The organism is Lagierella massiliensis (assembly GCF_001407835.1).
Classification (GTDB): domain Bacteria; phylum Bacillota; class Clostridia; order Tissierellales; family Peptoniphilaceae; genus Mediannikoviicoccus; species Mediannikoviicoccus massiliensis.
In genome coordinates, this window is record NZ_CYUO01000004.1 from 388,675 (window position 1) to 408,179 (window position 19,505).

Here is a 19,505-nt window from a genome sequence, read left to right on the forward strand (position 1 = left end):
AAGGAGGAAATATGGATAAAAAAGAAAAAGATATGAAAAAAGATCCTATGGAAAAGAACGAGCTTGGAAAACATTTACCAAGTAGGAATGATAACAAGGGAAAAAATCCTAAACTTACAAGAGTTTCAGGAGCTCCAGTTGAAAATAATCAAGATTCTATGACAGCGGGAAGAAGAGGACCTGTTGTATTTGAAGACACTTGGCTATTTGAAAAAAATGCACACTTTAACAGAGAAGTTATTCCAGAAAGAAGAATGCACGCTAAAGGATCTGGAGCTTTTGGAACATTTACTGTAACAAATGATATTACAAAATATACAAAAGCCAAGATTTTTTCAGAAGTTGGCAAGAAAACAGAGATGTTTGCAAGATTTTCTCTTGTAGCAGGTGAAAGAGGATTTGCCGATGCAGACAGAGACATTAGAGGGTTTGCGTTAAAGTTCTATACTGAAGAAGGTAACTGGGACTTAGTTGGAAATAACACTCCCGTATTTTTCTTTAGAGATCCAATGAAATTTATAGATTTAAATCACGTTGTAAAGAGAGATCCTAAGAACAATATGAGAAGTGCAAATAGCAATTGGGACTTCTGGTCATCACTTCCTGAATCACTTCTTCAAGTAACAATTACAATGAGTGACAGGGGAATTCCATCATCATATAGATATATGCATGGATTTGGGTCACATACCTATTCTTTGATAAATGAAAATAATGAAAGAACTTGGGTAAAATTCCACTTTAGATCAGAACAGGGAATACAAAATCTTACAGATCAAGAGGCTGAAAAGGTAAAGGGTATGGATCCAGATTCTCATCAAAGAGATCTTTTTGAATCAATTGAAAAGAAAGAATATCCTAAGTGGAAGATGTATATTCAAGTTATGAGTGAAGAGGAAGCGGACAAGAGCGAAGTAAATCCATTTGATCTTACAAAGATGTGGCTAAAGAAAGATCATCCATTTATAGAAGTTGGAGAGTTTGAATTAAATAAAAATCCAGAAAACTACTTCCAAGACGTTGAACAATCTGCGTTCAATCCTGGTAATAATGTACCTGGAATCGCATTTTCACCAGATAGGATGTTACAATCAAGAATCATGATGTATGGAGACGCTCAAAGGTATAGACTTGGAATAAATCATCATCAAATTCCTGTAAATTCACCAAGGGGAATGAAGAAGGGTGATTATCATCCATATCATAGAGATGGACAAATGAGAGTTGATGGAAACCTTGGAGCAGAAAATCATTATGAACCAAACTCTTATGGTAACTGGGAAGAAGACGAAAGAGGTTTTGAACCTTCTCAAAGTGGTGGCGATGTTTATAGATATGACTTTAGAGAAGAAGATCAAGACTACTACACTCAACCGGGACTACTTTATAGAGCAATGACAGAAGATCAAAAACAAGTTCTTTGTGAAAACACTGCAAGACATATGAAGGATACAACATTACAAATCAAACACAGATGGATTGGACATTGCTACAAGGCTGATGAAGACTATGGAAAAAGACTTGCAAAGGCATTAGATATAAATATAGATGATGTGGATTTAGATTTACCTGAAAGAAACTCAAGAGAGGCAAATTACAAGGCGAACAATGCACATCCAGAGCTTAACAAACCAACAGAAGATCTATCAATGAAGGATTGGGATGAAATAAAAACAGACTATGATCCAAAGAAATTTATAGATCCAATGGATGATCCATTTGTATTATAAAAAAATTAAGGGGTGGCTAAGGCTGTCCCTTTTAAATTTGAAAAATATATCAAGAAAAGTATTTTAAAAATTTGGAAATAAAAAACAGGAATAGATTATCTATTCCTGTAAATTTTTCATGGTGGAGATGAGGAGAGTCGAACTCCTGTCCGAAAATACATCCAAGGGAACTTCTCCGAGTGCAGCTTATTGTGATTTGTTCCCTAATACAATAAACAACAAGCAAATACATGTATTAGGTAGTTTCTAATACTAAATTCAAGGCGAAACGAACTTGAATCAGTGTCTCGCTAAATTTGAAGTCAGGCCTTGGACTGCGAGAAAGCCAAGGCGGACTACTGCCAAATTAGGCAGCTAATGCTAAATTATCTTCAGCGTTTATATTTAGTTGTCCTTTTTTTACGTTTGTAGACGAAAACGACTCGCTATTCCGAATTCAGTATCCCCGTCGAAACCAAGGTCATCCCCATATATAATATATTATAGCTTTAAAGTCAGTAAAAGTCAATGTTTTGATTTTCTTTAATCGTCAACATATTATATAATAGAAATAATTGGAGGATTATATGAAGAAAAAATTTATGATAATTGATGGCTCAAGTTTAATCTTTAGAGCCTTTTATGCAATAAGAAATTTAACTACAAAAGATGGGATTTTTACAAATGGTGTTTACGGCTTTCTTTCTATGTACTACAAGGCAATAGACATGTATAAACCGGATTACATTGCTGTTGTGTTAGATAAGTCGGGACCAACCTTTAGGGTGGAAGAGTTTAAAGATTACAAGGCAAATCGTGACAAGGCTCCCTCTGAACTATCTTCACAATTTGGTATATTAAAAGATATTTTACAGGCCATGAATATATGTTATGAAGAGGAGTCTGGGTATGAAGCGGATGATATTGCGGGAACCCTTTCTAAGAAAGCATCTAAAGAGGGATATGAGGTTTTATTAGTTACGGGAGACAGAGACTACTTGCAGCTAATAGATGAAAATGTAAATGTAATTTTAACCGTAAAAGGAATAACTCAAACAAAGAGATTTAGAACAGAAGAAGTAAAAGAAAAATATGGTGTAACGCCAATTGAATTGATTGATGTAAAAGGACTAATGGGTGATAACTCTGATAACATACCTGGGGTTCCTGGTGTTGGAGAAAAAACTGCCCTAAAGCTTATTAAGGAATATAAAAACATCGAAGAAGTCTATGAAAACATTGAAAATATTTCTGGAAAGGCCCTTAAGAAAAATCTAACGGAAAATAAGGACTTGGCATTTTTAAGTAAGAAGCTTGGAACCATCTTTACAGAAGTTCCGCTTGATAGAAAACTTGAAGATTACATTGTAAAAGATCCAAATGTTGAAAAGACAAGAGAGATTTTTGAAAGGCTTGAGTTTAATTCCTTTCTAAAGGAGCTTCCAGGTGCTGAAAAGGAAGTAAAATTTGAAAAAGATTTTATTTCAAAGAGAGTTTCTTCACTGGACGAAATAATAAAAGAGCTTTCTGACGAAAAAAATATAACTTTCCATATGTTTTACAATGGGGATAACTATATTCATAGCAAACCAGAATACATTGCCTTTAAAGGTGAAGGCAAAGATGAAGTTTTGATTTATGAATTAAATGAGGAAAAAGAGTTAGGTGAACTTAAAGGGCTTTTCTCATCAAAGGATAAAAAGTTTTTATCCTATCACATAAAGTCGGATCTATATTACCTTTTAAGAAATGGTTTAAGTGTTGACTTTGAATATGAAGATATATCCATAATGGAGTATTTAATTGACCCTTCAAACACAAATTATGAAATTAATAAGACTTGTAATGAGTACCTTAATAGAAATATTAAATCTGAAGAGGAAGTGTTTGGCAAGGGGGCAAAGAAAAAGGATTTAGATGAAGTTGAAGAGAAGACTTTAGAAGAATTTATTTCAAGCTTTATCTCAGTTTGTGAAGATTTAAGAACTCCTCTTTTAGAAATTATTAAAGAGAGGGACATGGAAAAACTCTTTTATGATATAGAAAACCCACTGGTAAAAGTTCTTGCGGACATGGAAAATGTCGGATTTAAAGTGGACAAAGAATATCTTGAAGAGCTTGGAGAGAAATTTAATACCGAAATAGAAGAACTTGAAAAATCTATTCACGATGATGCAGGAGAAGAGTTTAATGTAAACAGTCCTAAACAACTGGGAGAAATACTATTTGAAAAGATGGGTCTTCCCGTGATAAAAAAAACTAAGACAGGTTATTCTACAAATGTGGAAGTGTTGGAGAAATTAAAAGGCGAACACGAAATCATTGAAAAAGTGCTTCGTTATAGAACCATAAAGAAACTTCAATCAACCTATGTTGAGGGGCTTTCAAAACTGATATCAGAAGACGGAAGAATTCATTCTACTTTCACTCAGACTATTGCAGTTACAGGAAGAATAAGTTCTATCGACCCAAACCTACAAAATATACCTATTAGAACGGAAGAGGGCCGTCTAATTAGAAAGGCATTTATTTCTGGTGATGACAATATTTTAGTTGACGCGGACTATTCACAAATTGAACTTAGAGTTCTGGCACATCTTGCGAAGGACGAAGTTATGCTTGAGTCCTTTAAAGAGGGAGTGGACATTCACGCAAAGACCGCATCGGAAGTGTTCCATGTGGACCTGGATGAGGTAACGGCGCTGGACAGATCAAACGCAAAGGCTGTAAACTTTGGAATCGTCTATGGTATTGGAGATTTTAGTTTATCACAGGATTTAAATATCACACGAAAAGAAGCAAGGAAGTATATCGACAACTATTTAAACACCTATCAGGGAATTAAAAAATATATGGATGATATAGTGGAGCAGGGAAAAGAAGTGGGATATGTTCACACAATCATGAATCGTAGAAGATATATTCCGGAGCTTAAGTCAAAAAATTTCAACATCAGGGCCTTTGGAGAAAGAATTGCTCTAAACACTCCTATACAGGGCTCTGCTGCGGACATTATAAAACTTGCCATGATTTCAGTTCACAGCGAACTTAAAAAGAGAAGACTAAAGAGCAAACTCGTTCTTCAAGTTCATGATGAGCTCATTATTGACACTTACAAGGATGAAATTGACGAAGTTAAAGAACTTTTAAGAGACTTAATGGAAAATGCAGTCAAACTTGATGTGGAATTAAAAGTTGACATCAGTACAGGAAATAGTTGGTATGAATCAAAATAAAAAAAATTATATCATCATAGGAGGAATTTGCTCTGGCAAGTCCACTGTGATGAACTTCTTAAGAGAAAATGGATTTAAAACCTTCAGTGCAGACGAAATTGTTCATGAACTCTATGAAAGAAAAGATATAGTAGCTGAAGTTGCAAAGATATTTGATGGAAGAGATATTTTAGATAGAAGAGGGCACATTGACAGAAAAAAACTTTCAAAATATCTATATGACGAAAAAGATAAAAGACATGAACTTGAAAATCTAATACACCCTATGGTAATAAGAGAGATTATCTCCTTGGGAAATGAAAATAGAGATGAGGCATATTTTTTTGAGATACCACTTTATTCTCTAATAGAGGAGAGGTTACAAAATAGCCTTCTTTATGATATAATTTCTGTTGATTGTAAGAAAGATACACAAATAGAAAGATTAATGAAAAGACAAAATATTTCCCTTGAGGAAGCAGAAAATATTATTTCAGTGAACGATATTTGGAAGAACTTTAAACAAAAACCACTGAAAATAATCTATAATGATAAAAACTTACAAGATACTCAAAGGGAACTTAAACTCTTTTTAATTGAGGAGAATTTATTATGAAAAAATTTTTCAAAGGACTGCTAAAATTTATAATTGCCCTACTAATAGTTGGGATACTTGCATCCTTTGCAGTTGTTGCATATGGAAGTAGCACAAGACCTGTGGAACATGTGGAAGAGATAAAAAAATATAGCGAAGAGTATGCAGTGGATCCACTACTTGTACTTTCAGTGATAAAAGTGGAAAGTAATTTTAATCAAACTGCACAGTCGCATATGAATGCAGTTGGACTAATGCAACTTATTCCAAAAACTTCACAATGGATTTGTGAAAAGATGGGCATCGAATATACCGAAGAGATGTTACAAGACCCAGACACCAATATAAAACTTGGGACATATTATCTGTCTTACTTACTAAATCACTTTGGAGATACAGACCTTGCCATTATTGCATATAATGGTGGTATGGGAAATGTTCAAGAGTGGCTTGACCAGGGAATAGTTGGAAAAGGTGGAGAAGGGTTTGAAAATATTCCAATAGACGAAGCCAGATACTACGATGTAAAAGTTAAGAAGAATTATGACATCTATAAGACATTCTACGAAGACAAAGAACTTAAAGATGGAATGCATAAGGATTTTAAAACTTGGCTTGATAACTATGGAAGACAATTAAAAGAGTTTAAGAGAAACTTTTAAACTAAGCAGAGGTGGTGGAATTGGTATACACGCTATCTTGAGGGGGTAGTGGGAAAATTCTCGTGAGGGTTCGAATCCCTTCCTCTGCACCATTAGCCTATGAATAGAACTGTTGGAAGTGTAATTATATCCAACAGTTTTTAATTACTCAAAATTGTATTTATTACTCAAATGTCCTAAAATATAGTCACTGAAACTAAAAAGGAGGATTGCAAGGTGAATTATACGATAAAGAAAGAGGATATTGAAAACTATAATAACAGCGATTCTTTTTCTTTTCCAAAATACACATCACAGCTAATTAATTTAGCAAATCAAAATGCACAAGGTACTCGACCTGTAGTTGTTGGAAAAATGTCTGACCTATTTCAGGAATTTTTAGAATCTGACGAAGAAAGAAATATAGACGGTTGGCGCCGTTGGTATTTGGAACGCTATCCAGATTCCTTTGAAAAAGCAACGAATAAAATCTGGGAACAAGTTAATAATCTTCGTAATGCAATAGAACTTATTGATAAAGAAATGGTAGAAAATTGGGTAGAAAATCTTATTATTTATAAAACTTTTAACGGTCTTTATGTGCAAAAGGCAATACTTGCATTTCTTGCAAATAAAAAAGGTACAACTTATCGCTTAGCTAATGCTATAGAAGAGAGTCATGGAATCGACGGATACGTTGGTGATGTTCCATATTCTATAAAGCCGGATACTTATAAATATATGGAACGTTTATCCGAAGTGATTGATGTAAAAATGATTTATTATACAAAGACGAAAACTGGTTTAAAGATTGAAGTTGAGGAATAAAAAGCGGGCAGAGTATATGATTTCTCTGCCTGTCAATTACATTTTATAGATTTAATAATTGCTGTTCTTATTTTTTAGAAGAGTCATATTTTTCATACTCACAGGTATATACATTTTCTTTTTTCTTGATATTTGATAGCCTTTCTATTTCTATTGAAACTTCTTGTTTTGTTTTTACGAGAAATCCGTGAGAAGTGTTGGTGTAGCACTTTGATTTTTTTTCTTCTGGTAGAAGGTCTATAAATTCGAGATGAGATTCAATTCTTTTTTTTATGACGTCATTTAACGCATTTATATTTTGATTCATATTGTTTAATGCTATATCTGTAATATTGTTATCAATATCTATACCTATACTATTGCGATTTGAAATCATACATGCAATATTAGTTGTACCAAGACCCGTAAAAGGATCTAAAACTGTATCGCCTTTTATGGAATACATATTTACAAGTCTATATGGTATTTCAAGTGGGAATGATGCATTCCTGTCTCGCCCAGCTTTGGAGGATAATATATTTTGTGATGTGCCTTTAATCTCCCAAAGATCAGAAAACCATATATTTCTTTCTTCCCAGAAAAAAGCACTCTTTTGTCGTAAAGATTTTTCTTCTCCCTTAAAAATTCTTTTTCCACCTTTTCTAAACACAAGAATATATTCGTGTTCGTAAGTAACATAAGCACCAGCAGGATACATTCCAGAGCCCATAAATTTATTTGGTGCATTTGACTGTTTTCTCCAAAGAATATCTGGAAGGACACTATAACCCATGTCGATAAATTGATTTATAATTTGTGTGTGATTTGAATAAAGCTGAAATTTATCTCCAATTGTTCTGGTAGCATCTCCGATATTTATGCACACGAAGCCATTTTCAGATAAAACTCTATCGCACTCTCTCCAAATTGAGTTAAGAATTTCGTGCATCTTAAAAAATGCAGAATTTCCATTTCCTTCATCAAGATCTTTTTTTATTTCTGGGTTTTGTGAACTAAACATTTCATCCCACATTTTAATCATTGGATAGGGAGGGGATGTGACAATTAAATTAACTGAGCCATCTTCTATATTGCTCATATCGTTGCTATTTCCAATTATAATTTCATGACTTGTCATTTATATAGTCCCTCTCTTTTATCGTTTTTCGGTAATTGTGATTTATTCATCTTAGTAATTGCAATAGATTTTTCTTATTCAATTGAATGTTATAAAGAATTGCTTTTATAAGTCTAATTTCAACCTATTATATCATTAATGTAGAGATGGTATCAATTTAATAAAGACCAAAGGGAAGCTACACTTCTATTTGGTCTTTGACTTTCGATTTTATTATTTTGATTTTGTATATTCTTCCCAAGCTTCTTCAAAGGCTGCCATGATTTCAGGACCTGCATTTTTAACTCTTAAATAGATTAGGATAGAATCTTTACCGTCATCTTCTGGAAAGTTTGAATCTGTTTCCATTAGTTTTAAAAGCTTAATAAATTTGTCGTTGTCTTTTGAAGCTTCTATAAGCCAAGTTTTAAAATTGATATTACTCAAATTAAACACCTCCTATTAATAAGATTATATCACGGTAACTTAAAAAATTAAAAAAGAATCTTAATAATTGTATTTTAAAAATTTACATCTCATACCTTTAGGAGTAAACTGTATATGTACAGATAAATAAAATAGCAAGGAGGACGATTATGGCTTGTACAACTTTACTTGTAGGAAAAAAAGCTTCTTATGATAACTCAACTATAGTTACAAGAAGTGAAGATTCACCTTCAGGTGAATACACTGCAAAAAGATTTATCGTAGTAGAACCAAAGGATCAACCAAAAAGATATAAATCAGTAATTTCAGAATGTGAGTTTGATCTTCCAGACAACCCACTTAGATATACCGCTCATCCTAACTCAGATCCTGTAGAGGGGATATGGGGTTGCAATGGAACTAACTCAAAGAATATTTCAATGACTGCAACGGAAACTATCACTACAAATCCAAGAGTTTTAGGAGCTGATCCACTTTTAATTAATAATAAGGACAAAAAGGAAGGTGGACTTGGTGAAGAGGATTATGTTACTGTTGTCCTTCCATATATCTCTTCTGCAAGAGAAGGAGTTGAAAGACTTGGAAAGCTTTTAGAAGAGCATGGAACTTATGAATCAAATGGTATAGCTTTTCAAGATGAAGATGAAATTTGGTGGCTTGAAACAATTGGTGGACATCACTGGATGGCAAGTCGTGTTCCAGATGACTGCTATGTAGTTATGCCTAATCAACTTGGTATAGATTACTTTGACTTTGAAGATGCATATGGCAAGAAGGAAAACTTTATGTGTTGTGAAGACTTAAAGGAATGGACTGAAGAACATCATCTTAATTTAAATAAAGACGATGACTTTAATCCAAGATTTGCATATGGATCTGGGGAAGACTCTGACAGAGTTTACAACACACCAAGGGCTTGGGGTATGTTAAGACATTTCAATCCAAGATCCTTTGTTTGGGATGGAGTTGATGCAGATTTTACACCTGAAGATTTAGATTTACCATGGGCGATGGCTCCTGAAAGAAAAATTACTATTGAAGACATGAAGTATGTGCTTTCATACTACTACCAAGGAACAGAATTTAGTTCATATGGCAAGGGAGAAAAAAGAGGAAAGTACAGACCAATAGGAATCAATAGAAATAATGTAACTGTGTTCACTCAAATCAGACCATATATCGGCGAAGGAAATAAAGTTGTGGAATGGCACGCCCTTGGCTCAAATGCATTTAACTCAGCAGTAGCTCTTTATGCAAATGTAAGAACAACTCCAAAGTACTTTGCAGATGATTCAAATACAGTAACTACAAATAATTTCTACTGGACAAATAGACTAATAGGCGCACTTGTGGATGCACATTATAGTGAAGCAATTGTTGAAGTGGAAAGATATAACCAAAAGATTATGGCAAAGTCTCACGAAATGCTTATAAAGACTGATAGGGAAGTAAAGGAAAAAGATTTAAAGGGCGACGCTCTACATGAAGCTTTAGAAAAGGCAAACCAAGATATTTCTGACTTCACAGAAGCTGAGACAAATAAACTTTTAGACAGAGTTTTATATATCGCATCAAATAATATGAAAAATGCTTTTTCAAGAAGTGATAACTAAAAAGGGCCCATATGGGCTCTTTTAGTTCTACTTTCTATTCAACAAATTCTATATTGAACTCTATATCATCTCCAGTTTTATTTCCATTTTCATCTAATGCCTGAGGGACTACAATTTTTAAATTTTCGTCTTTTGTTGCAGATTCATCCACGAAAAAGGTTAAGTTTCCCTCATCCATAGAGTTTCCATTGAAGTCACCATCAAAATTATCTGACTTTGTCATGTCAGGAAGACACTCTTTGTTATTTGAATCTATGACTTTCGCATTTTTCATATCAAGGCTATGGACTTCACTTGACTTGTGTTCTACAAAAAGATTTACAGTTAAAAAATATATTATTTTTTTACCACCAAATTCTTCAATATGTTCATTTTTAAGTTCGAGGCTACTCAACTGAACTGCATTTAATTTGAAATCGAAGGGTCCGTTTGAGATGGTTTCATCAATTTCATCTAAATTTATTAGTATTGTTCTCTTTCCTATTTCAGTTTCAATCTCTTTTCCTTTTACATCATGGTTATGCTCATGATTATCTTCGTGGTCATGTTCTTCCTCATGAACAGGTTCTTCGGTATTCGATATATTTGAAGTCAATTTGTTTTGATTATTTTTACATGATGTTACATTTAGACTTAAAAGCAACAACATAATAATTTTTATGAATTTTTTCATCTATCCCTCCAAGTATAATTCTAATACTATTTTATCATAGTAAATCAAAATATTAATTAGGCTTTAATGCTAAACTGTTGTGTTATAATAAAAACATTGAAAGAATTTATTTTAATAATTTTTGAGAGTCATTTGATGGAGGAAAAAAATGAAAGATGTTTATGAAAGAGCTTTGGAAGCTCATAGAAATTGGAAGGGAAAACTAAGTGTAGAATCAAAGGCAAAGATTGATTCCAAAGAAGAACTTGGTCTTGCATATACTCCAGGAGTTGCACAACCTTGTAGAGAAATAGCGAAAGACAGGGACTTGGCATATGAATACACATGGAAGGGCAATTCAATTGCGGTTATTTCTGACGGCTCTGCTGTGCTTGGACTTGGCGATATTGGACCTGAAGCGGCGCTACCTGTAATGGAGGGAAAGTCCATTCTTTTCAAAAAATTTGGTGGAGTAAATGCAGTACCAATAGTTTTAAATACAAAGAATACTGAAGAGATAATCCAAACTATTAAAAATATTGCTCCAACATATGGAGGAATAAACTTGGAGGATATTTCAGCTCCAAGATGTGTTGAAATAGAGAGAAGGCTTATTGAAGAACTTGACATTCCAGTTTTTCATGACGACCAACATGGAACTGCAATCGTAGTTACAGCTGCACTAATAAATTCTTTGAAACTTGCAGGTAAAGATGCTAAAGATGTTACGGTTGTAGTTTCAGGAACTGGTGCTGCAGGTTCTTCAATAATAAATATGATGAAAAGACTTGGAGTTTATAATATATATGCCTTTAATAGAAAAGGTGTTTTAAGAAGATCTGAAATTGCCTTTTATAACTTTGTTGAAAAGGAAATCGCAGAGATTACAAATATTGAAGATGAAGACATTACAATTTCAGAAGCAATGACTAAGGCAGATGTATTTATCGGAGTGTCAGGACCGAATGTAATAAACGCTGAAATGGTAAGGAGCATGAAGAGTAAACCTATAGTATTTGCTATGGCAAATCCTGAACCGGAAATTCCATATGAAGAGGCTATTAAAGGTGGTGCGTTCGTTGCAGGAACAGGTAGATCAGATTTTCCAAATCAAGTTAACAACGTACTTGCATTCCCGGGACTTTTCAAAGGTGCACTACAGGCGAGGGCAAAGAAGATTACAGAAGAGATGAAGATGGCAGCGGCAGTTGGCATTGCAAATTTAATTTCAGAAGATGAATTGAATCCAGAATATGTTATACCTTCAGTCTTTGATGAAAGAGTTGCAGACTTTGTGGCAAAAGAAGTTATAAGAGTTTCTGAATTAGAAAATGGGAGAAACTAATGAAGATAAATTTTAATAGAGAAGATAATACAAAACTATTCTACAGACTTTTAACTGTCTTTATTTCAATATTATTCTTTTTTATAATCTACCGCTTTGATGGATTTAAAAAGGGAGTTGGAAGTGTAATTAATATACTTTCTCCTATCATATATGGTGGAATCATTGCCTATATAATAAATATGCCAATGGATTTCATTGAAAGAAATTTAAATAAGATAAGTGGATTTAGAAAGCTTTCATTCAAAAAGAAGAGAATTATTTCACTTGTACTAACCTACTTGATTGTAATTATTTTGGTTGTTGTGTTTTTTGCACTATTAATTCCACAAATAGCTGACTCAGTAACAAAGCTTACAGACATGACTTCTGATTATCTAAAGGACAACAAGTTTGAATCATGGGGAGAATTCTTCAACAAATATGGAGTTAATAAGAAAGTATCTGACTTTTTAACAGAGCGAATAGCTCAGTTGACAGAGTACTTAAAGGGAGTTTTATCAAAGGTTGGGCCAAAGATTACGGGATTTGCGTCAGGTTTTGTTTCAGTAATATTCAAAATAGGAGTAGGTTTTATAGTTTCACTATATGTATTAAATGACAAGGAGCACTTTGCCGCAATTTCAAAGAAAGCAACCTTTGCAATTTTTCCAAAAAAAGTTGCTGCAAAGTTAATAAGCATAGCAAGAGATATTGGAAAGACTGTAAAGCAAACTTTAACAGGGGACCTATTGGCGTCAATCATCTTGGGGATAGAAATTTCCGTTGTTTTACTTGTGCTTAAAATTGAAGGCGTAATAATAATGGGAATACTCATTGCTTTAACTAATATGATTCCATATATAGGACCAATTATTGGAGCAATTCCAGTTTTTATAATGATTGGGGTTCAAGATATCAAAGCTGCATTTATTTTCCTAATAGCAGTTGTGATTGGACAACAGATTGATGGAAATGTTGTTAAGCCGAGAATTCACTCTGGATCAATAGGAATAAATTCTTTCTGGATTCTCTTTGCAATTATTATAGGTGGAGCGATGTTTGGAATACCAGGAATGATTATTGGAGTTCCAATCTTTGCGGTTTTATTTGGATTAGTCAAAGAGCTTATAGAATACATTCTAAACAGAAAGGGCTTACCAGTAAATACATCTGAATATGAAGTTGATAAAGAGTAGTTTAGAGCCGGTACAAAGTATCGGCTTTTTTTACTTTGTAAAAATATGTTTGTATAACAAAGTTCTATTAATTAATCACAAAAGAATTAAATTTTAATACAAAAGAAATTGTTTTCATGGTATAATCAGAGTAAGGTAAATTAACGGGAGGTAAAGATGAAAGCATATACAACAGATAAGATTAGAAATTTATGTTTAGTTGGGCACAGCGGAGTTGGGAAAACCAGCTTAATTGAATCTATGTTAAATATTACCGGCGTGACTAAGCGTATAGGAAAAGTTGAAGAGGGAAACACAGTTTCTGACTTTTCAAAGGAAGAGATAAAGAGAGGTTCTTCAATTAATACAACCGTTATCCCAATAGAATATGACGGTTTCAAAGTAAATCTAATAGACACTCCGGGATATTTCGACTTTAAGAACGAAGTTTATTCAGCATTAAGAGCTTCTGAAGCAGCCCTTGTACTAATTGACTCTTCAAGTGGAATAGAAGTTGGAACTGAAAAAGTTCTTAATTATACAAAGGAAATTCAATTACCAAGAATAATATTCGTAAATAAGATGGAGAAAGAAAATGCAAATCTTAACAAGATAGTCTCCGATCTTCATATAAATTTTGATAAAAAAGTTATTCCTTTTACACTTACAATGGGCGAAGGAGAAAACTTTACAGGACTTATTGACGTATTAAACAAAAAAGCATATGAATATGATGGATTTACAAGAAAAGAAGTTCCTATTCCTGAAAATAGAGTTGAGGAAGTTGAAGTTGTCTATGGGGAAATAGTTGAAATCGTTGCAGAAAGTGACGAAGAACTTATGAATAAGTACTTCGACGGGGAAGAATTCAATCACGAAGAACTTATGGAAGGTATAACAACTGCACTTTTAGAGGGTTCAGCAGTGCCTCTTGTAGCAGGTTCAACGGATACAGGAGCAGGTATAGATATACTTCTTGAAACTATAACTGAATTTATGCCAGCGCCTTCAGACCAAAGAGCTAAGTATGGCTTTAGACTTGAAGATGGAAACTACAGAGGAGTTCACCCAGACGAACCACTTTCAGCAGTTGTATTTAAAACAATAACTGACCCATTTGTAGGAAAGATTTCAATATTTAAAGTTGTTTCAGGAAAGCTTACAAAAGATACTGAAATATACAATGCAAATAAGGACAAGACAGAAAAAATCGGTAACCTATTCTTCATTAGAGGTAAAGAGCAAATAGAGACAAACGAGGTTGTTGCAGGGGACATCGGTGCTATTTCAAAACTTGGCGTTACAGAAACTGGGGACACACTTTGCACTAAAGCTCATCCAATACAGTACAAGGCATTAAAAGTTCCAAAGGCATCTTACTATATTGCTATTGAACCGGTTTCAAAGGGAGATGAAGATAAAATTTCATCTGCACTTTCAAAATTGCAAGAGGAAGATCCAAGCCTTAATGTTGAAAGAAACCCTGAAACAAAACAACTTGTAATTGGTGGTCAAGGAAATGTTCAACTTCAATCAATACTAAATAGACTTAAAGATGAATTTAGCGTTGATACAAAAATAATTCCACTTAAGATTGCATATAGAGAAACCATCAAAGGCAAATCAGATGTTCAAGGTAAACATAAGAAACAATCTGGTGGTGCAGGACAATATGGTGATGTATTTATAAGATTTGAACCAACTGAAGAAGACTTTGTATTCGAAGAAGAAGTATTCGGTGGAGCAGTTCCTAAAAACTATTTCCCTGCAGTTGAAAAAGGTTTGATAGAATCACTTGAAAAGGGACCTTTGGCAGGATATCCAGTAGTTAATATCAAAGCTACACTATATGACGGATCTTACCATCCAGTTGACTCAAACGAAATGGCATTTAAAATGGCAGCACAACTTGCATTTAGAAAAGGTATCAAAGAAGCAAAACCAGTATTACTTGAACCAATTATGAAGATAGTTGTTAAGGTTCCAGAAGAGTACATGGGCGATGTTATGGGAGATATGAACAAGAGACGTGGAAGAATTCTTGGAATGGATTCACAAGAAGACGGAACACAAGTTGTTACAGCAGAAGCTCCACATGCAGAACTTTTTGAATACTCAATTGACCTTCGTTCAATGACACAGGCAAGAGGGGACTTTGAAATGGAATTTGTAAGATATGAAGAAGTTCCATCAAATGTTGCAGAAAAAATTATAGAAGAATCAAGTACAGAAGAATAAAAAAATAAAGGTCAGCTCAGAGTAGTTGACCTTTTTAAATTAAAAACTGTTTTGAAGTTACCAATATTGAAAATTTTTCTCAATATGGTATAATAAATTCAAGAAAGAAATTTTTTTTAAAAATTAGGTCAAAGAAAGTCAAAGTTAGGAGTGGAACTATGGCAGGATTAAGCAATTCCATAGAAAGTTTTTTAAAAGAATTACTTTCACAAACTGAAGATGGAATTTTAGAGATAGGTAGAAACGACTTGGCGAGTCAGTTCAACTGTGCTCCTTCTCAAATAAATTATGTGTTGACAACAAGGTTTACTCCCTACAAGGGTTATTACATTGAGAGTAGACGAGGAGGAAGCGGGTATATAAAAATTACAAAGCTTACTTTTAGTGAAGTAGGTTATATTGATGAACTAATAAATGAAGTTATTGGAACAAGTATAACCAAGGACAAGGCAAATAGTATTGTGAAGAGTTTATATGAAGAAGATGTATTAACTAAACGAGAAGGTAGGCTTATTATACATGCATTAGAAGACACTGCACTTACCAATGTAGACAACAATATTAGAAATATTGTACGTGCAGATTTACTTCGTAATATGCTCTTAGCTTTTCTAAGATAGGAGGTAGCTTATGAAATGCGATAAGTGTAATAATGAATCAAGTTTTGAAATTCATTTTTATGATGGAGAAAAACATAGGGTGATGAATCTTTGTAAAGATTGTTACTCAAAATATATGTCTGAAATATTTCCGCAAGATGAAAATGGAATAGACTTTAGCAAATTCAAAGATTTTTTAAATAGTGATGAGGGACAAGCAATTACAAATCTATTAAAAGATGCTCTTGATGTTAAGATAAACTTCGATATTATGAGTAAAATGAATAAGAAAAATCAGGAGGAATCTAAACAAGAGTTGGATAAGTGTCCAAACTGTTCTAAAACATTGGAAGAGATTATTGAAGATGGAAAATTTGGATGTTCTGAATGCTATTCGACATTTAAAGATAGACTTGATGATGATTTTTTAAAGAATATTGAACAGGGCTTTGAAGAGGAAACAGAAGATAATAAGGAAATAAAAATTCTTGTTAATAAAATAGAAAAAAAGGAAGAGGATCTAAAAATTTTCATTGAAAAGGAAGATTTTGAAGGGGCTTGCGAATTAAGGGATGAAATAAATAAGCTTAAGTCAGACTTGGATAATTTAAAATAATCTGAGAAAGGAGCTGTTATGGCAGAAAATTTTGGAAATGTTGAAAAACTTTTAAATACAGCGGCACAAGAAGCTTTTAATTTTAAACATGATTATATAGGCACAGAGCATATGCTTCTTGCCTTTATGAAACTCGGAACAAAAGATACAGAGATTTTGGGAAAGGCTGGAGCTGTATATGAAAATTTATATAAAGTTATATTACAGAGCATAGGAATGGGAAAGGCTACATCAATTCCTGAGACTCTAACTCCAAGGGTTAAGAGGATGATGGAGAATAGTAGAAATATTGCAAGAAATGCAGGTTCAATATTTGTCGGTACAGAGCATATCCTGATGGCTCTTGTGGAAGATGACGATTCTTTCTCTTCATATATGATGAATGTTACTGGAGTTGATAAGGAACTTATAATTCAGGAATTGAATAAACACTTTTCAAGTAATAAAGATGTTAGCGAGGGAATGAAACCAGGACAAAAAAAAGAAAAGTCTCTTGTAGACAAGTTTACTAAGAACTTAAATGAACTTGCAAAAGAGGGAAAGGTTGACCCTGTAATAGGAAGGGATAAGGAAGTAGAAAGATTAATTCAAGTTCTACTTAGAAGGACAAAAAATAATCCTGTTCTTATTGGAGAACCAGGGGTAGGTAAAACTGCAATTGCAGAGGGCCTTGCTCAAAGAATTGTAGAGGGAGATATACCTGAAATAATTAAAGACAAAGAGATAGTTTCACTTGATCTTGCAGGCATGGTTGCAGGGACCAAGTACAGAGGCGATTTTGAAGAGAGAATAAAAGGTGTAATCGAAGAGTTGATGAAGAAGGAAGAAATTATTCTGTTCATTGACGAGTTCCATACTCTAATCGGTGCAGGGGGATCTGAAGGGGCACTTGATGCGGCAAATATTTTAAAGCCGAACCTTGCAAGGGGAGACTTACAAATCATCGGTGCAACAACAATTGATGAATATAGAAAGCATATTGAAAAGGACCAAGCCCTTGAGAGAAGACTTCAACCGATAGTTGTGGAACAGCCAAGCATTGAGGAATCAAAGATTATCCTAAAGGGAATAAGAGATAAATTTGAGGCTCACCACAAGGTTAAAATTACAGATGAGTCAATAGATGCGGCAGTGGAACTCTCTGCAAGATATATTACAGACAGATTCTTACCTGATAAGGCAATAGATTTAATTGATGAAGCCTGCTCAAAGATAAGAATAAAAAATTATATTGCACCTCCTGACATAAAAAATATGCAGGAAGAAGTTGAAATATTAAAAAGTAAAAAGGAACAAGCTGTATCTACACAAGACTTTGAAAAAGCGGCTAAGCTACGTGATGAAATCAGAGAAAAGAGAGAAATGTTAGAAAAAGTCCAAGATGAATGGAAGATGAAAAAATCTACAAGAGACATGAGCATTGGCTTTGAAGACATTGCTGTTATTGTTTCAGACTGGTCAAATGTACCTGTAACTTCCATGACCAAGGAAGAAAGTGAAAAATATTTGAACTTGGATAAGAATCTAAAGAAGATTGTTATTGGACAGGACGAAGCAATTGACTCTATCTCAAAGGCAATAAAGAGAGCAAGGGTTGGACTTAAAAACCCTGACAAGCCAATAGGATCCTTTATATTTGTCGGTCCTACTGGAGTTGGTAAAACCTATTTGGCAAAGAGCCTTGCAAAGGAACTTTTTGGTGGTGAAGAAGCCATGATTAGAATCGATATGTCAGAGTATATGGAAAAATTCTCCGTATCAAGACTAATAGGTTCACCTCCAGGATACGTTGGTTATGAAGAAGGTGGACAGCTAACTGAAGCCGTAAGAAGAAAACCATATTCAGTGGTTCTATTCGATGAAATTGAAAAGGCACATCCAGATGTATTTAACACTCTTTTACAAGTTCTCGATGACGGTAGACTAACCGACTCACAGGGTAGAGTAATAGATTTTAAAAACACAATCTTGATAATGACATCAAATGTGGGAGCAAGTGACTTACAAAAGAAAAATAGTTTAGGGTTTTCATCTGGAGAAGATGTTGAAAAGGAAGAATATGAAAGAAATAAAGAAATAATAACTGAAGCACTAAAGAGAAACTTTAGACCGGAGTTTTTAAACAGACTTGATGAGACTATACTATTTAAAAACCTAACTGAAAAAGATGTCAAGAAGGTTTCTTCAATCATGCTTGACGAAATGACACAAAGACTTCACAAACTTGACATCAGCGTGACTTATGGCGATGACCTTGTGAATTTTGTTTCAAAGGAAGGTTTTGACAAGGAGTATGGCGCAAGACCTCTTGAAAGAGTTATTAGAACAAAGATAGAGGATTCTCTGGCAGAAGCAGTATTAAGTGGAGAAGTGAAAAAATCAGATCTAATTGAAATAAAAGTCGTTAATGGCAAAATCAAATTTAATAAAAAAGAAGAACCAAAAGAGGATTTGGAAGAAACAATAGTTTAGAAAGAGGGCTATGGGCTTTCTTTTTTTGACTTTCTATTATAGAAAAGTTTTAGCTATAGTATGTTAGTAACTTAAAATTTAAAAATAAATACAACTTAATTTGACCTAACCAATTAACTATTGGTATTATCAATATAACGTAAAAAAGAAAGTAGGATCATCATGTTAAAAATAAGTAATAGAAATATAGAAATTGTATTTCCGTTATGTGGTTATGTGATTGGAGCATGTGGCATTGGAACGGATCCTACAGGTTGACATTAATAATATGAAAATATTTTA

Annotated in this window: 15 protein-coding genes, 1 tRNA gene and 1 other RNA gene; 13 read left to right on the forward strand and 4 right to left on the reverse strand. The window is 33.6% G+C overall.

Annotated features, from left to right (window positions below; genetic code table 11):
* Positions 1-11 precede the first annotated feature (11 nt).
* Entirely contained in the window at positions 12-1,730 is a 1,719-nt protein-coding gene (locus BN2746_RS01830) for a catalase (RefSeq protein WP_269431378.1), read from the forward strand.
* Between the two features lie 119 nt (positions 1,731-1,849).
* Here the strand turns inward: BN2746_RS01830 and ssrA are convergent.
* Positions 1,850-2,198: a transfer-messenger RNA gene (ssrA, locus tag BN2746_RS08765) on the reverse strand.
* A 98-nt stretch (positions 2,199-2,296) separates the two neighbouring features.
* Between ssrA and polA the strand changes: the two genes are divergently transcribed.
* From polA to BN2746_RS01855, 5 genes are all read left to right on the forward strand, one after another.
* Positions 2,297-4,945 (forward strand): DNA polymerase I, encoded by a 2,649-nt coding sequence (gene polA / locus BN2746_RS01835; protein ID WP_055078162.1) that lies wholly within the window; start codon positions 2,297-2,299, stop codon positions 4,943-4,945.
* Positions 4,932-5,540: a dephospho-CoA kinase gene (gene coaE, locus BN2746_RS01840; protein ID WP_055078163.1), complete on the forward strand. Its 609-nt coding sequence runs from the start codon at positions 4,932-4,934 to the stop codon at positions 5,538-5,540. Before polA ends, coaE begins: the two co-directional genes overlap by 14 nt.
* On the forward strand, positions 5,537-6,181 hold the full coding sequence (locus BN2746_RS01845; protein ID WP_055078164.1) for a lytic transglycosylase domain-containing protein: 645 nt from the start codon (positions 5,537-5,539) through the stop codon (positions 6,179-6,181). The genes coaE and BN2746_RS01845 overlap by 4 nt, the downstream gene beginning before the upstream one ends.
* A gap of 5 nt (positions 6,182-6,186) precedes the next feature.
* A tRNA-Leu gene (locus BN2746_RS01850) sits at positions 6,187-6,273 on the forward strand.
* 124 nt (positions 6,274-6,397) lie between these two features.
* On the forward strand, positions 6,398-6,988 hold the full coding sequence (locus tag BN2746_RS01855) for an MjaI family restriction endonuclease (RefSeq protein ID WP_055078165.1): 591 nt from the start codon (positions 6,398-6,400) through the stop codon (positions 6,986-6,988).
* A 67-nt stretch (positions 6,989-7,055) separates the two neighbouring features.
* Here the strand turns inward: BN2746_RS01855 and BN2746_RS01860 are convergent, their stop codons facing one another.
* Complete coding sequence (locus tag BN2746_RS01860; protein ID WP_055078166.1) at positions 7,056-8,105, reverse strand: DNA-methyltransferase; 1,050 nt, start codon at positions 8,103-8,105, stop codon at positions 7,056-7,058.
* Between the two features lie 213 nt (positions 8,106-8,318).
* Positions 8,319-8,531 carry a YozE family protein gene (locus tag BN2746_RS01865; RefSeq protein WP_055078167.1) on the reverse strand — a complete coding sequence of 71 codons (213 nt, stop codon included), beginning with the start codon at positions 8,529-8,531 and terminating at the stop codon, positions 8,319-8,321.
* Between the two features lie 149 nt (positions 8,532-8,680).
* On the opposite strand from BN2746_RS01865, the gene BN2746_RS01870 reads away from it, so the two are divergent.
* A complete protein-coding gene (locus BN2746_RS01870) occupies positions 8,681-10,144 on the forward strand; it encodes a C69 family dipeptidase (protein ID WP_055078168.1) in 1,464 nt (487 codons plus the stop codon).
* A gap of 34 nt (positions 10,145-10,178) precedes the next feature.
* On the opposite strand, the gene BN2746_RS01875 is transcribed toward BN2746_RS01870, so the two are convergent.
* On the reverse strand, positions 10,179-10,817 hold the full coding sequence (locus BN2746_RS01875) for a DUF4352 domain-containing protein (protein ID WP_055078169.1): 639 nt from the start codon (positions 10,815-10,817) through the stop codon (positions 10,179-10,181).
* A 148-nt stretch (positions 10,818-10,965) separates the two neighbouring features.
* Between BN2746_RS01875 and BN2746_RS01880 the strand changes: the two genes are divergently transcribed.
* The 6 genes from BN2746_RS01880 to BN2746_RS01905 all read left to right on the forward strand — a co-directional run bounded on the left by BN2746_RS01880 (position 10,966) and on the right by BN2746_RS01905 (position 19,223).
* Positions 10,966-12,141: an NAD(P)-dependent malic enzyme gene (locus BN2746_RS01880; RefSeq protein WP_055078170.1), complete on the forward strand. Its 1,176-nt coding sequence runs from the start codon at positions 10,966-10,968 to the stop codon at positions 12,139-12,141.
* Positions 12,141-13,319: an AI-2E family transporter gene (locus BN2746_RS01885; RefSeq protein ID WP_055078171.1), complete on the forward strand. Its 1,179-nt coding sequence runs from the start codon at positions 12,141-12,143 to the stop codon at positions 13,317-13,319. The genes BN2746_RS01880 and BN2746_RS01885 overlap by 1 nt, the downstream gene beginning before the upstream one ends.
* Before the next feature lie 156 nt (positions 13,320-13,475).
* Positions 13,476-15,536: an elongation factor G gene (gene fusA, locus BN2746_RS01890; RefSeq protein ID WP_055078172.1), complete on the forward strand. Its 2,061-nt coding sequence runs from the start codon at positions 13,476-13,478 to the stop codon at positions 15,534-15,536.
* Positions 15,537-15,694: 158 nt separating this feature from the next.
* Positions 15,695-16,156 carry a CtsR family transcriptional regulator gene (locus BN2746_RS01895; protein WP_055078173.1) on the forward strand — a complete coding sequence of 154 codons (462 nt, stop codon included), beginning with the start codon at positions 15,695-15,697 and terminating at the stop codon, positions 16,154-16,156.
* A gap of 10 nt (positions 16,157-16,166) precedes the next feature.
* Positions 16,167-16,751, forward strand: a complete 585-nt coding sequence (locus BN2746_RS01900) for a UvrB/UvrC motif-containing protein (RefSeq protein ID WP_055078174.1) — start codon at positions 16,167-16,169, stop codon at positions 16,749-16,751.
* 18 nt (positions 16,752-16,769) lie between these two features.
* Positions 16,770-19,223, forward strand: a complete 2,454-nt coding sequence (locus BN2746_RS01905; protein WP_055078175.1) for an ATP-dependent Clp protease ATP-binding subunit — start codon at positions 16,770-16,772, stop codon at positions 19,221-19,223.
* Positions 19,224-19,505: the final 282 nt, after the last annotated feature.

Coding starts and splice junctions, on each gene's coding strand:
- polA (WP_055078162.1), top strand. CDS start 2,297: ATGAAGAAAAAATTTATGATAATTGATGGCTCAAGTTTAATCTTTAGA.
- BN2746_RS01905 (WP_055078175.1), top strand. CDS start 16,770: ATGGCAGAAAATTTTGGAAATGTTGAAAAACTTTTAAATACAGCGGCA.
- BN2746_RS01900 (WP_055078174.1), top strand. CDS start 16,167: ATGAAATGCGATAAGTGTAATAATGAATCAAGTTTTGAAATTCATTTT.
- BN2746_RS01875 (WP_055078169.1), bottom strand. CDS start 10,817: ATGAAAAAATTCATAAAAATTATTATGTTGTTGCTTTTAAGTCTAAAT.
- BN2746_RS01895 (WP_055078173.1), top strand. CDS start 15,695: ATGGCAGGATTAAGCAATTCCATAGAAAGTTTTTTAAAAGAATTACTT.
- BN2746_RS01845 (WP_055078164.1), top strand. CDS start 5,537: ATGAAAAAATTTTTCAAAGGACTGCTAAAATTTATAATTGCCCTACTA.
- BN2746_RS01880 (WP_055078170.1), top strand. CDS start 10,966: ATGAAAGATGTTTATGAAAGAGCTTTGGAAGCTCATAGAAATTGGAAG.
- BN2746_RS01885 (WP_055078171.1), top strand. CDS start 12,141: ATGAAGATAAATTTTAATAGAGAAGATAATACAAAACTATTCTACAGA.
- BN2746_RS01860 (WP_055078166.1), bottom strand. CDS start 8,105: ATGACAAGTCATGAAATTATAATTGGAAATAGCAACGATATGAGCAAT.
- BN2746_RS01870 (WP_055078168.1), top strand. CDS start 8,681: ATGGCTTGTACAACTTTACTTGTAGGAAAAAAAGCTTCTTATGATAAC.
- fusA (WP_055078172.1), top strand. CDS start 13,476: ATGAAAGCATATACAACAGATAAGATTAGAAATTTATGTTTAGTTGGG.
- BN2746_RS01830 (WP_269431378.1), top strand. CDS start 12: ATGGATAAAAAAGAAAAAGATATGAAAAAAGATCCTATGGAAAAGAAC.
- coaE (WP_055078163.1), top strand. CDS start 4,932: ATGAATCAAAATAAAAAAAATTATATCATCATAGGAGGAATTTGCTCT.